This is a genomic window from Streptomyces sp. CNP082, assembly GCF_059570535.1.
On the sequence record NZ_JCANSZ010000007.1, the window covers coordinates 30,582 to 43,783 of the forward strand.

The 13,202-nt window shown below is 71.7% G+C and carries 12 protein-coding genes and 2 pseudogenes; 6 read left to right on the top strand and 8 right to left on the bottom strand.

The genetic code is table 11. The features are described from left to right. Nucleotides 1–14: 14 nt before the first annotated feature. A complete protein-coding gene (locus B124_RS08475; RefSeq protein ID WP_496502076.1) occupies nucleotides 15–1,022 on the top strand; it encodes a helix-turn-helix domain-containing protein in 1,008 nt (335 codons plus the stop codon). On the opposite strand, the pseudogene B124_RS08480 reads toward B124_RS08475, so the two are convergent. Next, nucleotides 1,020–1,097: pseudogene (locus B124_RS08480) on the bottom strand (LysE family translocator); the annotation flags it as partial. The gene B124_RS08475 and the pseudogene B124_RS08480 overlap by 3 nt on opposite strands. Nucleotides 1,098–1,196: 99 nt before the next feature. Between B124_RS08480 and B124_RS08485 the strand changes: the two are divergent. Then, complete coding sequence (locus tag B124_RS08485; RefSeq protein ID WP_496502077.1) at nucleotides 1,197–2,120, top strand: bile acid:sodium symporter family protein; 924 nt, start codon at nucleotides 1,197–1,199, stop codon at nucleotides 2,118–2,120. Here the strand turns inward: B124_RS08485 and B124_RS08490 are convergent. Both B124_RS08490 and B124_RS08495 read right to left on the bottom strand, forming a co-directional pair. After that, nucleotides 2,047–3,216, bottom strand: coding sequence for a lactate 2-monooxygenase (locus B124_RS08490; RefSeq protein ID WP_496502078.1), 1,170 nt, complete (start codon nucleotides 3,214–3,216; stop codon nucleotides 2,047–2,049). The two genes, B124_RS08485 and B124_RS08490, sit on opposite strands and share 74 nt — an antisense overlap. Then, the gene (locus B124_RS08495) at nucleotides 3,213–5,504 is read right to left on the bottom strand and encodes an MMPL family transporter (RefSeq protein WP_496502079.1); all 2,292 of its coding nucleotides are present in this window, start codon (nucleotides 5,502–5,504) and stop codon (nucleotides 3,213–3,215) included. Before B124_RS08495 ends, B124_RS08490 begins: the two co-directional genes overlap by 4 nt. Nucleotides 5,505–5,848: 344 nt before the next feature. Between B124_RS08495 and B124_RS08500 the strand changes: the two genes are divergently transcribed. Continuing rightward, nucleotides 5,849–6,433, top strand: a complete 585-nt coding sequence (locus tag B124_RS08500) for a hypothetical protein (protein ID WP_496502080.1) — start codon at nucleotides 5,849–5,851, stop codon at nucleotides 6,431–6,433. Then, nucleotides 6,430–6,927, top strand: a complete 498-nt coding sequence (locus B124_RS08505) for a hypothetical protein (protein ID WP_496502081.1) — start codon at nucleotides 6,430–6,432, stop codon at nucleotides 6,925–6,927. The genes B124_RS08500 and B124_RS08505 overlap by 4 nt, the downstream gene beginning before the upstream one ends. 13 nt (nucleotides 6,928–6,940) lie before the next feature. Here the strand turns inward: B124_RS08505 and B124_RS08510 are convergent, their stop codons facing one another. From B124_RS08510 to B124_RS08530, 5 genes and pseudogenes are all read right to left on the bottom strand, one after another. Continuing rightward, complete coding sequence (locus B124_RS08510; RefSeq protein ID WP_496502082.1) at nucleotides 6,941–7,906, bottom strand: ABC transporter permease; 966 nt, start codon at nucleotides 7,904–7,906, stop codon at nucleotides 6,941–6,943. Continuing rightward, on the bottom strand, nucleotides 7,893–8,696 hold the full coding sequence (locus B124_RS08515; RefSeq protein ID WP_496502083.1) for an ABC transporter ATP-binding protein: 804 nt from the start codon (nucleotides 8,694–8,696) through the stop codon (nucleotides 7,893–7,895). Before B124_RS08515 ends, B124_RS08510 begins: the two co-directional genes overlap by 14 nt. Nucleotides 8,697–8,729: 33 nt before the next feature. Then, complete coding sequence (locus B124_RS08520; RefSeq protein ID WP_496502084.1) at nucleotides 8,730–9,848, bottom strand: ABC transporter substrate-binding protein; 1,119 nt, start codon at nucleotides 9,846–9,848, stop codon at nucleotides 8,730–8,732. A gap of 183 nt (nucleotides 9,849–10,031) precedes the next feature. Continuing rightward, nucleotides 10,032–10,175 (bottom strand): annotated as a pseudogene (locus tag B124_RS08525) (rhodanese-like domain-containing protein); the annotation flags it as partial. 54 nt (nucleotides 10,176–10,229) lie between these two features. Continuing rightward, nucleotides 10,230–10,361: a hypothetical protein gene (locus tag B124_RS08530; RefSeq protein ID WP_496502085.1), complete on the bottom strand. Its 132-nt coding sequence runs from the start codon at nucleotides 10,359–10,361 to the stop codon at nucleotides 10,230–10,232. 95 nt (nucleotides 10,362–10,456) lie between these two features. On the opposite strand from B124_RS08530, the gene B124_RS08535 reads away from it, so the two are divergent. Continuing rightward, entirely contained in the window at nucleotides 10,457–12,355 is a 1,899-nt protein-coding gene (locus B124_RS08535) for a rhamnogalacturonan lyase (protein ID WP_496502086.1), read from the top strand. A 32-nt stretch (nucleotides 12,356–12,387) separates the two neighbouring features. Further along, entirely contained in the window at nucleotides 12,388–13,191 is an 804-nt protein-coding gene (locus B124_RS08540) for a pectate lyase (protein ID WP_496502087.1), read from the top strand. The last annotated feature ends 11 nt before the right edge of the window (nucleotides 13,192–13,202 follow it).

Here is a 13,202-nt window from a genome sequence, read left to right on the forward strand (position 1 = left end):
AGGTCGGGTGAGGGATGAGCGCGTTAGGCGACGCGATCCGGGAAGCGCGGGAGGGCGCTGGGCTCAGCCAGGATCAACTGGCTCGCGCGCTGAATGATGCCAGCGGCGGCAAGACGGGATGCGATGCCCGGCAGGTCCGATGGTGGGAGAGCGGGCGGCGGGACCCTACCGATCCACGCAGCCCGTACGGACCGTTGCTGGCACAAGTGCTGGACGTGGATCTGCCCGGGTACCGTGGAAGAGCGGAGCGCACGCCCCCTGCTGCGGAGGTAGAGCCTGTGGACGGAGAGCGCGTCGAGTACGTAAGGGCACATCCGTCTCGGTTGGACGGAACGGCAGTTGAGGCGTTGGCGCAGGCGCTGGCGGCACAGAGGCGGGCCGACGACGTAGTGGGGCCCGAGGTGCTGCTGCCGGGCGCGGAAGCACACCGGGAGACGCTGTTGGCCATGCTGAAAGGTGCTCGTGGCCCCCACCGTGACGGCCTGGCGACGGTAGTCGCTGAGCACGTGCAATTCACCGGCTGGCTGAACGCAGAGGCACGGCGCGACGCCCGGGCGGTGACCCTGCTGGCTGAGGCCGTCGAATTGGCTGACGAAGCCGAGAACGGCCCACTGGCAGCGCAGGCCCTCAACTTCCACGGCTACTTGGCGCGACAACAGAAGCGTCCTCACGCTGCCGCCCGCTGGTTCTCCGCGGCGTACCTGTCTCCAGGCGCCACCAACGCTCAGCGCATGGGCGACGCCAGCCAGGCCGCACAGGCATACGCCGCCATGGGTGACCGGCGCTCCGCGGTGCGATTGCTGGGTGAGGCAACGGACTTGGCTGAAGCCGCCGGCGGCGACCCACCGCTGGACACGGCCTACTGGCTGACGAGCGATTACCAGCACCTGAATCTCGGCCTCGCGTACCTCGCCCTGGAAGATACAGACACAGCGGCGGATCATCTACGGCACGGGTTAGCCACCCTGCCCGCTGACCAGCGCGACGCCGTATGGGCGCAGGAGTACAAACGAGCGCTATAGCAGGACCGTGCTGGGGCCGGGCGTGGCGGCGATCAGCGAGCAGGCGCCCAGGAAGGCGAGGAGAGTCGTGAGCATGCGCGTCATCGTGAGCCGGGCGCGCGCCGCGGCGCCATCGAATTAACGAGACCTCTCCGGCATGGACAGCGCGCCGCGCGCCCCGGCAGTCTGGTGCGCGTGGATTCCCCGGTAACGACCGTCCTGATGCCTGTCGTGCTCGCGTTCATCATGTACGGCCTCGGGCTGGGCCTCACGCTCGCCGACTTCCGGCGGGTCAGGCACCACCCGCGGGCCGTCGCCGTCGCGCTGGTGTGCCAGGTGCTGCTGCTGCCCGCCGCCTGCTTCGGGCTGGTGCTCGCCTTCGACCTGGCGCCCGCGTACGCGGTGGGGATGATGCTGCTGGCCGCCTCGCCCGGCGGGGCCGTCGCCAACTACTACAGCCGGCTCTTCGGCGGCGACGTGGCCCTCAACATCACGCTCACCGCCGTCAACTCCGCGCTCTCGCTGTTCACCCTGCCGCTGATCGTCAACCTCTCGCTGGAGTACTTCGACGTCGGCCGCGACTCGCTCGGCCTGAACTACGACAAGATCCTCCAGGTGTTCGCGATCGTGCTGATCCCCGTCGGGCTCGGCATGCTGACCCGGGCCCGCGCGCCGCGGGTCAGGGAGCGCATCGACCGGCCGGTCCGGGTGGGGTCCCTGTGCGGGCTCTTCCTGGTGATCGTCGGGGTGGCCTGGGAGGAACGGGACCGGATCACCGAGTCGTTCGTGGACCTCGGGCCGATCACGTTCCTGTTCACGCTGCTCTCGCTGGCCGTCGGCTACGCCGCCACCCGGCTGGTGCGCGCCGCGCACCCGCAGGCCGTGGCGTGCTGCTTCGAGATCGGCATGCACAACGTGGGTCTTGCGATGACCATCGCGATCAGCCCCACGCTGCTGGACAGCACCGAGATGGCGATGCCCGGCGCGGTGTACGCCGTGCTCAGCTACGTCGCCGCCACCTCCGCGGGCTACGCGCTGCGGGCGGTCAGCCCGGAAGGCGGCGCACGTCGTCCGGCCCCGGTCGGCGCACCGAGCGGTGGCCCGAAAGACCCAGGGTGAGGTCGAGGTCGGCGAGCAGGCTGCGCAGCACGTGCGTGACGCCTTCCTCGCCGCCGTGTGCGAGGCCGTAGGCGTAGGGCCTGCCGTACAGCACCGCACGCGCGCCCAGGGCGAGGGCCTTGAGCACGTCGGCCCCGGTCCGTACGCCCGAGTCGAAGAGCACCTCGACACGGTCGCCGACCGCCTCGGCGATCTCCGGCAGCACGTCGAGCGACGCGACCGCGCCGTCGACCTGCCGGCCGCCGTGGTTGGAGACGACGACGCCGTCCATGCCCGCGTCGGCGGCGCGGCGGGCGTCGTCGGGGTGCTGGATGCCCTTGAGCAGGATCGGCCCGTCCCAGTGCTCCCGCAGGAACGGCAGCCGGTCCCACGTCCGGTCCGCCCCCGTGAACATCGGCACCCAGCGCAGCACCGCCGCCCCCAGGTCCTCCTCCGGCGGCTTCGCCAGGCCGGCGCGGAACGCCGGGTCGGAGAAGGCGACGGCGGTGCCGACGCCGCGGATGAACGGCAGGTAGGCGGCGTCCAGGTCGCGGGGGCGCCAGGCCAGCGTCCAGGTGTCGAGGGTGACGACGAGGGCGGTGAAGCCCGCGGCGCGGGCGCGCGCCAGGATGCTGGCGCACACCTCGTCGTCGTTCGGCCAGTAGAGCTGGTACCAGCGCGGGCCCGCGCCGCTGGCCTCGGCGACCTCCTCGATGGAGTACGAGGAGGCCGTGGACATCACCATCGGGATGCCGAGGCCGGCGGCGGCGCGGGCCGTGGCCAGTTCGCCGTCGGGGTGCACGATCGACTGCACCCCGACCGGCGCCAGCAGCACCGGCGCGGGGAGCGCGGAGCCCAGCACGGTGGTGGCCAGGCTCCGCTCGGTGGCGCCGCTCAGCATGCGCGGGACGAGGCGGACCCGGTCGAACGCCTCCCGGTTGGCCCGGGCGGTGGCGCCCGAGCCGGCCGCGCCCGCGACGTACCAGAACGGACCGTCCGCCAGCCGCTCGCGCGCGGACTGCTCCAGCGCGGTCAGCTCGGTGGTGAACGGCGGCAGCTTGTCCGCCAGCCCGTTCAGATAGATCTCGTTCTGGTAGTTGCCGAACGGCAGGTTCATCGGCGGCTCCCTCCGACCAACGGAGAGTCTGCGGGACGCGGCGGCGGAATGCTACCCGTCGGTTCCGGCCGCGGCTCGTCGTGCTCCAGGTCGGGCAGCCAGCGCAGCGCCTTCGGGAAGTACCAGTTGCGCTCGCCGAGCAGCTTCATCACCGCGGGCAGGAGCACGCCGCGGATGATCGTCGCGTCGATCAGCACCGCCGTCGCCAGGCCCACGCCCATCTGCTTCATCGACTGCATCGACAGCGTGCCGAAGATCGAGAACACGGCGACCATGATGACGGCCGCGCTGGTCACCACGCCCGCCGTGGTGATCACACCGTGCGCGATGGCGTCCGCGGTGCTCCGGCCCTCGGCCCGCGCCTCCTTGATCCGCGAGACCACGAACACGTGGTAGTCCATGCTCAGCCCGAAGAGGATGACGAAGAGGAAGAGCGGCAGCCAGGCGACGATCGCCCCGACGCCCTCGGCGCCGACCAGGCCCGCGCCCCAGCCGTGCTGGAAGACCATCGTCAGCACGCCGTACGCCGCACCCACCGACAGCAGGTTGAGCAGGATCGAGGTGACCGCGATCGTCAGCGACCTGAAGGCCATGAGCATCAGCACGAAGGCGAAGGCCACCACGAAGAGGAAGACCGGCACGACCGCGCCGACGAGCTGGTCGTTGAAGTCCTTGCTCCCCGCGACCTGGCCGCCGACCGGCGCCTCGACGCCGTCCACCGCCTCCAGCGTCACCGGCCGGATCTCGTCGCGCAGCAGCGCGAGGCTCTTCTCCGCCTTGTCCTGGTCCGAGCCGCCGACGAGGGGCACGTCGATGATCGCCACGTTCTTGCCGTCGTGGACCTGGACGTCGATCGGGCCCTTGGAGGCGCCCGTGTCCAGCGCCTGCTCCTCGAAGTCGGCGATGGCCTTGCGCACCTCGGGCGCGTTGATGTCGTCGGCCCTGACGACCACCTCGGCGGGGTCGGAGCCGCCGGGGAACGCCTCGTTGATCCGGTCGTAGGTCTGCACGATCGGCAGCGAGCCGCCGAACTCCTGGTCCAGCGTGAGGTTCGCGGTGTTCATGCCGACGGCCGGCACCGCGATCGCCACCAGCGCGCCGGTGGCCACCACCACCGCGGCCTTCGGCCGGCGCAGCACCCGCGTCAGGACGGCCCGCCACACCCGGCTCTCGCCGCCGGCGTTGGACTTCCCGCGCTTGAGCCGCGCCAGGAACGGCACCCGGCCCTTCTCGACCCGCTCGCCGAGGAGCGACAGCATCGCCGGCAGCACGGTCACCGAGCCGGCCATGGCCACCGCGACCACCATCAGCGACGCCACGCCCATCGCCGAGAAGTCGGCGAGGCCGGTGAAGAGCATGCCGCACATCGCGACGATGACCGTGATGCCGGAGACCAGCACCGCGCGCCCGGAGGTGGCGGCGGCGATCTCCAGCGCGGTACGCGCGTCCCGGCCCTTGGCCCGCTCCTCGCGCTCGCGGCGCAGGTAGAACAGGCAGTAGTCGACGCCGACCGCCAGCCCCACCAGCAGCATCACCGAATCGGCGACGTCGCTCATCGGCTGTATGTGGCTGACCACGCCCATCAGGCCCATCGTCGCCACGATCGCCGTCATCGCCAGCACCACCGGCAGCAGCGCGGCCACGAACGCGCCGAAGACGATCAGCAGGATGCCGAACGCGATCGGCACCGCCGAGTACTCCGCCTTCTTGAAGTCCTCGCCGAAGGCGTCGTCGAAGGTCTTCTCCATGCTGGCGCCGCCGATCTCCTCGATCAGCAGCCCCCGCGACCCGTGCTCGTCCTGGACCTTCGCGACCGCGTCGGTCACCGGCTCCACCCGGTCCGCGGCGGTCTCCGGGTCGCCCTTCATCCGGAACTGGACCAGCGCGGAGCGCCCGTCCTCGGAGATCGTGTCGCTGTCGTACGGCGAGACGACGTCCGTCACCTCGCCGGTGCCCTCGACGGCCCGTACGACGTCGGCCACGGCCGTACGGAACTCGCCGGCCGACGCCTTCAGCGCACCCTCGGGCGACTGGACGAGCACGCTCTCCCCGACCGGCTCGTCCACGCCCGCGTCCTCCAGCAGCTTCGCGGACCGCCCGGTCTCGCCCGGGACCTCCTCGCTGTCGCTGACGTCCGCGCGCCCCGCCGCGGAGCCGGCGACCGTCGCCAGCACCACGAACAACACCCAGATACCCACCGCGGCCCAGCGGTGGGTGACGCTCCAGCCGCCGACGGCCGCGGCGACGCCCCGCCGCTTCGCGGCCCTCGGAGCTCTTGGTGCCCCCATCGTCGTTCTCCCTCGTGTGCGGCGGGCGCACCCTGCCCCCACCTGCCGCTACGACGGTATTGACGCGCGGGCGCCGTCCCCATCGTGCTGGCAGGTGAACCCGGGGGCGCCCCAGCTCCACCGGAGGAAGGGGGGATAACCCCACTCCGGAGGAGGCATGCCCCCTACACCTATGGGGTCTCCGCGGCCCACGTATGGGGGTCTCCGCCACCGCACCGGACTCCCCGTCCCGCCCTCCCCGGACGGACCTCACAAGAGAGCAAGCAGGAAGAAGGGGGTTTCCGCGGCTCTCCCTACGCTGAGTTGCATACCCGTCCAACTGCCCAGAGCAGGGGAGTCGGTTCATGGCAGCGAGCATGACCACCCGTTCCCGACGGACCCTCGGCGACAGCTCACGACTGAACACCGGCGGGCACAAGGCGGCGCTCGGCGTCTTCGTGTTCATCGTGCTGGCCCACTGGTCGGAGCACGTCGTCCAGGCCATCCAGATCTACATCTACAACTGGCCGGTTCCCGATGCGCGCGGGGTACTGGGGATGCCCTTCCCCTGGCTGGTGACATCGGAGTGGATGCACTACGGCTACGCCCTGATCATGCTGGCCGGGTTCGTCCTGCTGCGCCCCGGCTTCACCGGCTCCTCGCGCATCTGGTGGAACATCACGCTCGGCATCCAGGTCTGGCACCACTTCGAGCACCTCATCCTGCTGCTGCAGGCACAGACGGACAGCTATCTCGCGGGCCGTTCGGTGCCGACGAGCATCATCCAGTTGCTGATCCCCCGGGTGGAACTCCACCTGTTCTACAACGCGCTGGTGACTCTGCCGATGGTGGTCGCCGTGCTGCTGCACCGCAGGCCGGCCGGCGCGGAGGCCGCCGGGATCCGCTGCACCTGCGCCGTGGTCCGGGTGCCGCAGGGGCATCCGGCGTGACGGCCCGGCGCCCGGTCTCCCGCCTGCGGACCGGGGTGCTGCTGGTCGTCGCCGCACTGCTGCTGTACGTGTCGCTCCCCAACCTGGGGCACGTGATACGGGCGGCCCGGGCGGACGGCACGCCCGGGGTGTTCACGGCGCGGCACGTCGAGTGCGTCCAGCATCCGGGACACGAGAGCTGCACCTGGTCGGGCACGTTCCGGCCGCGCGGCGGCGGCCAGGTGCAGCAGACGACGTACTACGGCGCCGGGCGCGGCAGCATGGACCCGGGGGAGAAGCGCCGGGCCGTCGACGTCGGCTTCCCCGGCCGCGTCTACAGCCCGGACGGCTCTCGCGAATGGATCTTCACCGGCGCCCTGCTGCTGGCCGGCTTCGGCATCCTGGGCTGCCTGGGCCGCAAGCACCTCATGCCGCCGCCGCTGACCGAAACGGCGGATGCGGCCGTGCCGGGGACCCCGGCCGCCGAACGGCTCACGTCCCGCGACGAGGTCTAGGCCGTACGTGCCCTCAGCGCGCCACGAGCAGCCCCCGGTTGCGCAGCACCCGGCGCTCCAGCGGGCCGAACACCAGCAGTTCGATGGCGACGCCGACGATCAGGATCAGCAGGATCGCGTTGAGCACGAGCGCCATGTCCTGGTAGCCGCGGCCGGTCTCCAGCAACTGGCCGAGACCCACCCCGAGATCGGGGGAGGTGGCGATGATCTCCGCGGCCATCAGCGACCGCCAGGAGAACGCCCAGCCCTGCTTGAGCCCGGCGAGGTACCCGGGCAGCGCCGCGGGCAGCAGCACGTGCCGTACGCCGTGCAGGCCGGTGGCGCCGATGACCTGGCCGGCGCGCAGATACAGCGGCGGGATCTGGCCGATGCCGGAGACCAGCCCGTTGGCGATCGACGGGACGGCGCCGAGCAGCACCACCGCGTAGATCATCGACGGGGAGAGGCCGAACCAGATGATCGCGGCGGGCACCCACGCCACCGACGGCAGCGACTGCAGCCCGGTGAGGATCGGGCCGATGGCGGCGCGGACGAACGGCACCTTGGCGACGATCAGCCCGAGGGGGGTGCCGATGGCGATGGCGATGAGGAAGCCGAGCACGCCGCGGGACAGGCTCGTCCAGATGACGTCGAGCAGCGTGCCCTCGTACCACTGGTCGGCGAGTGCGTCCCAGACCCGGCCGGGGCCCGGCAGTTGGTAGTCGGGCTTGACCTCCAGCACGTACAGCAACTGCCAGACGGCCACGACGAGGGCGATCGCGACGATCGGCGGCAGCACCTTGTGCAGCAGCACCTGGCGCAGCGGGGTGCGCGACGCGGTGTGGGTGTCGAGGGCGTCGAGACCGGCTTCGAGCCCGGCGAGACCGGCGGCTGCGTCCTCGGATCTGCCCTCGGATTTCACGGTGGACGCGCCGGACGCGGCGGGTGCGCCGGAGGTGCCGGGCGTGCCGGGCGTGCCCGTGGTGTCAGTGCCTGCCATGGCGGCGGATCTCCCCTCGCAGCTCTTCGGTGATCTCCAGCGAGAGGCTGGCCACCTCGGTGTCCTCGATCCGGCGCGGCTGCGGGATGTCGATGATCCACTCCCGGGCGATGCGCCCGGGGCGGGAGGACATGAGGATCACGCGCTCGGCGAGCTTGACGGCCTCGCGCACGTTGTGGGTGACGAAGAGCACGGAGACCTTCGTCTCCGTCCAGATGCGGGTGAGTTCGTCGTGCAGGACGTCGCGGGTGATGGCGTCGAGCGCGGCGAACGGCTCGTCCATCAGCAGCAGCCTGCTGTCCTGCGCGAGCGAGCGGGCCAGCGCGACGCGCTGGCGCATGCCGCCGGACAGCTCGTGCACCCGCTTGCCGTACGCGCCGCCCAGCCGGACGAGTTCGAGCAGGCGCTCCGCCTCGGCGCGGCGCTCGCCCGCGGGCAGGCCGCGCATCTTCAGCGCCAGCTCGATGTTCTTGCCCGCGGTCAGCCACGGGAAGAGCGCGTGCTCCTGGAACATCAGCGCCGGGCGCTGGCCGCCGGGTATCTCGATGGTCCCGGCGCTCGGCGCGTCGAGGCCGGCGACCAGGTTGAGCAGGGTGGACTTGCCGCATCCCGACGCGCCCAGCAGTGTGACGAACTCGCCGGGCGCGACGTCGATGGTGATGTCGTCCAGGACCAGCAGCCGCGCGCCGGGGCGGCCGAAGGTCTTGGACACGTGCGTGAGGCGGGCCGCGGGCCCGTCCCCGGCCCGCGCGGAGCCGGCCGGGGTGTCGTCGGTCATGGCAGTGGACATCTCGTGCACCTCCCGGAGGTGAGGCGGGCAGAGCTACTTGACGCCGAGGCCGGCGTCGTCGACGGCGGGCCGGCCCTCGCTCTCGAGCACCTTGTTGAGGATGGACAGGTCGTAGATGCCGTCGGTCTTGGCCTCGTCGAGGAGGCCCGACTTGACGCTGTGGTCGGCCTGTTCGGCGAGGGTGGAGGCGAGCGGGTCGTCGGTGACCGCGATGTCGCCGAAGGCGCGGTCGATCACCTCGGGGGGCAGCGGCTTGCCCGCGTACTCCTCGATCCCCGCGTTGACCAGGTCCTCGGCCTCGTCCGGGTGGTCCGTGATCCAGGCGTTGGTCTTCACCGACCCGCGGACGACGGCCTCGACCACGTCGGGGTGCTCCTTGAGGAACGTCTGCGAGACGATCAGGTGCGTGGTGACGAACTTGCCGTCCTCCCACAGCTCCTTCTCGTTCAGCAGCACCTCGCCGCCCTTGGCGACGAGGTTGGAGGCGGTCGGCTCCGGCACCCAGGCGCCGTCGAGGCCGCCCTGCTGGAAGGTGGTCGGGATCTCCTTGTTGTCCTGGCGGATCACGGAGACGTCGCCCTTGCCGGACTCCGGGTCGACCTCCAGGCCGTTGTCGGCCAGGTAGTTGAGCAGGGCCACGTCCTGGGTGTTGCCGAGCTGCGGCGTGGCGATCCGCTTGCCCTCCAGGTCGTCCAGCGACTTCACCTCGTCGGGGTTGACGACGAGCGAGGCGCCGCCGGAGGTGGCGCCCGCGACGATGCGCAGGTTGCGGCCGTCCGCCTGGGTATAGCCGTTGATGGCGGGGGAGGGGCCGATCCAGGTCATGTCGACGGAGCCGGCGTTGAGCGCCTCGATGGCGGACGGGCCGGCGTTGAAGATCTGCGGCTTGACGGCGGTGCCGCCCAGCTCCTTGGTGATCAGGCCGTCGTCGCCGAGACCGACCAGGGGGGTCGCGTGGGTCACGTTGCCGAAGAAGCCGATGCTGACCTCGTCGAGACCCCCGATCTTCTCGCCCTGGGCGGCGGGGGCCGCGTCGTCGCCCTCGTCGTCGCTCTCGGAGCCGTAACCGCAGGCGGTCAGGGCGAGCAGGGGGAGGGCGGCGGTGCCGGCGAGCAGGCGTAGGGCCGCGCGGCGGCGGCGTGGTGCAGACACGGGAGGGTCATCCTCTCGGGGAGTTCCGGGACTCAACATCGTCTTTCCGAGTATCCCTATTGACTTAGTAGGGATAAGCCCATCAGGGCGGCTCGGTCAAGGGGGTTCTTGCGGTGTGGACAGAAAGTGCGTGATTCGGGCGGCGGTTTCATCAGGATTTGCGGGTTTTGTGCAGGTCGGGCGTTACGGGAGCGTGACCGGCAGGCCGGCCCGCCGCCACGCCTGAAAACCGCCGATCAGATCGGTCGCCCGGGGCAGCCCGAGCGACCTGAGGGAGGCGGCTGCCAGCGACGAGGCGTATCCCTCGTCACACATGACGATCCAGCGTGGTGCGTACGGCGGCGAGCGCGCCGTCGATGCCGGAGCCGCTTCCGGTGCCCATCAGTCCGTCACCGGGTCGGTACGCAGCGGGCGCAGGCCGCCGCCGGGCAGCTCGGCGTAGTACGACATGGCGGCCAGCGCCGGCGCGTAGGCGTGGATGCTGACGGCCGGCGCCGTCCCGGCGTTGACCACCTCGTGGATGTGCCGCGGGCCGATCGCGTCCGACCGGCAACCTCCGGAGGCTCGGCGGCAACCTCCTGCAGAACCCCCCACCCACCGGAGGACCGATGTCACCCGCACCACCCGATCCCCGTGCGCCCGCCGGCCCGCCCGCACGGTCCCGCCGCGCCCGCCGCATGACGCGGGGCAAGGCGCTGCTCGGCATGCTCACCGCCGCGGCACTGAGCGCCGGCGGGCTCGCCGCGTGGGCCGGCGCCGCCGAGCCCGGCGCCACGGCCGCCGCGCCGCTGTCGGAGAGGCTCGACCGCGGGGCGGTCAGCGTCCGTTCCGGCGAGGGCAACCTGGTGAGCTGGCGGTGGCTGGCGGAAGACCCCGACGACGTGACGTTCAACGTGTACCGCGGCGGCGAGCCGGTCAACGCCGAGCCGGTCGCCGACACCACGAACGTCCTCGACGAGGGCGCCCCGGCCGGCGCCGAGTACACCGTGGCCGCCGTCGTCGGCGGCGCGGAGCAGGAGCCCGTACCCGCGCTGGCGATGGCCGACGGCTACCACGACGTGCCCCTCGACACTCCGTCCGGCGGCAGCGGCTACACGTACTCCGCCAACGACGCCTCCGTCGGCGACCTCGACGGCGACGGCGACCTCGACCTCGTCCTCAAGTGGGACCCGTCGAACTCCAAGGACAACTCGCAGTCCGGCGCCACCGGACCCACGATCCTCGACGGCTACACCCTTGAGGGCGACCGGCTGTGGCGCATCGACCTCGGCCCCAACATCCGCTCCGGGCAGCACTACACGCAGTTCCAGGTCTACGACTACGACGGCGACGGCCGGGCGGAGATCGCGGCCAAGACCGCCGACGGCACGGTCGACGGCGCCGGCGCGACGATCGGCGACGGCGGCGCCGACCACGCCAACGGCAGCGGCTACGTCCTCGACGGGCCCGAGTTCCTCACCATGTTCGACGGCGCGACCGGCGCCGCCCTCGCCACCGTCGACTACGTACCGCCGCGCGGCAACGTCTCCGACTGGGGCGACGACTACGGCAACCGCGTGGACCGCTTCCTCGCCGGCACCGCCCACCTCGACGGCCAGACCCCCTCGCTGATCAGCGCCCGCGGCTACTACACCCGCTCGGTCATCGCCGCCTGGGACTTCGCGGACGGGCAGCTCAGCCGGCGCTGGGTCTTCGACAGCGACGACCACCCCGGCACGGCCGGCCAGGGCAACCACGCCCTCGCCATCGCCGACCTCGACGGCGACGGCGCCGACGAGGTGGCCTACGGCTCGCTGGCCGTCGACGACGACGGCGGCGTGCTGTGGAACAACGGCAACGGCCACGGCGACGCCGGCCACGTCGGCGACCTCGACCCCGCCAACGAGGGCCTGGAGTACTTCAAGGTCTCCGAGGACTCCGCCAAACCCGGCTCCTGGTTCGCCGACGCCGAGACCGGCGAGCCGCGGTGGACGACGGCCTCCGGCGCCGACAACGGCCGCGGCGTCTCTGCCGACATCTGGGCCGGCAGCCCCGGCGCCGAGTCCTGGTCCGCCGCCGACGGCTCGCTGCGCAGCCCCGGCGGCGACCCCGTGGGCCGCGAGCCGTCCGCCGTCAACTTCGTCTCCTGGTGGGACGGCGACCCGGTGCGTGAGCTGCTCGACGGCACGCACATCGACAAGTACGGGCCCGAAGCCGACACCCGCCTGCTGACCGGCGAGGGCGTGCACTCCAACAACGGCACCAAGGCGGTGCCCTCGCTCTCCGGCGACATCCTCGGCGACTGGCGCGAGGAGGTCGTCTGGCCCACCTCGGACGACACGGCGCTGCGGATCTACTCCACGCCCTACGAGACGGACCGGCGCATCACCACGCTGCTGCAGGACCGGCAGTACCGGGAGGCGCTGGCCTGGCAGAACACCGGCTACAACCAGCCGCCGCACCCGAGCTTCTTCATCGGCGACGGCATGCCGGCCGCCCCGCGGCCGGCCGCGGGAACCCCCGGATGAACGACCACACCCCCCACCGTGAGGACGGAACCATGGAACGCAAGCACAGGAAGCGCCGCACGATGAAGCGCACGGTCACCGGTGCGCTGAGCGCCGCGGCCCTGGGCGTCGGGGCCCTCGCCACCTCGCTGGCCTCGCCGGCGTCGGCCGCCGACTGGCCCACGCCCAGCGGCCAGGAGGGGGTCAGCGAGACCCGGGAGGTCAGCGGCGAGTTCGACGGCGGCATGAAGCGCTTCTACGGCGAGGGCGACCTCGGCGGCGGCGGTCAGGACGAGGACCAGGGCGCCCTCTTCGAGCTGTCGGACGGCGCCACGCTCAAGAACGTCATCCTCGGCTCGCCGGCCGCCGACGGCGTGCACTGCGAGGGCAGTTGCACCCTGGAGAACGTGTGGTGGGAGGACGTCGGCGAGGACGCCGCCACCTTCCGCGGCGGCGACGGCTCCCGCTTCACCGTCACCGGCGGCGGCGCCCGCCGGGCCGAGGACAAGGTGCTGCAGCACAACGGCGGCGGCACGCTGACCGTCAGCGGATTCGCGGTCGAGGACTTCGGCGCGCTGTACCGCTCCTGCGGCAACTGCTCCAGCCAGTACGAGCGGCACGTGGTACTCAACGACATCGAGGTGACCGCGCCCGGCGACCGGCTGGCCGGTGTCAACGTCAACTACGGCGACACCGCGGAGTTCAACAACATCACGATCATCGGCGACGACGACCGCGACATCGAGCCCTGCGTGAAGTACGAGGGCAACGACGACGGCGACGAGCCCGACGAGATCGGCTCCGGCCCCGACGGCACCAACTGCCTCTACGAGGAGTCGGACATCACCTACCGGTGAGCTGAACTGCT

Bases quoted from the DNA above. Each gene is read 5' to 3' on its own strand.
- B124_RS08475 (WP_496502076.1), top strand. From the start codon at position 15: ATGAGCGCGTTAGGCGACGCGATCCGGGAAGCGCGGGAGGGCGCTGGG.
- B124_RS08490 (WP_496502078.1), bottom strand. From the start codon at position 3,216: ATGAACCTGCCGTTCGGCAACTACCAGAACGAGATCTATCTGAACGGG.
- B124_RS08495 (WP_496502079.1), bottom strand. From the start codon at position 5,504: ATGGGGGCACCAAGAGCTCCGAGGGCCGCGAAGCGGCGGGGCGTCGCC.
- B124_RS08500 (WP_496502080.1), top strand. From the start codon at position 5,849: ATGGCAGCGAGCATGACCACCCGTTCCCGACGGACCCTCGGCGACAGC.
- B124_RS08510 (WP_496502082.1), bottom strand. From the start codon at position 7,906: ATGGCAGGCACTGACACCACGGGCACGCCCGGCACGCCCGGCACCTCC.
- B124_RS08515 (WP_496502083.1), bottom strand. From the start codon at position 8,696: ATGTCCACTGCCATGACCGACGACACCCCGGCCGGCTCCGCGCGGGCC.
- B124_RS08535 (WP_496502086.1), top strand. From the start codon at position 10,457: ATGTCACCCGCACCACCCGATCCCCGTGCGCCCGCCGGCCCGCCCGCA.
- B124_RS08540 (WP_496502087.1), top strand. From the start codon at position 12,388: ATGGAACGCAAGCACAGGAAGCGCCGCACGATGAAGCGCACGGTCACC.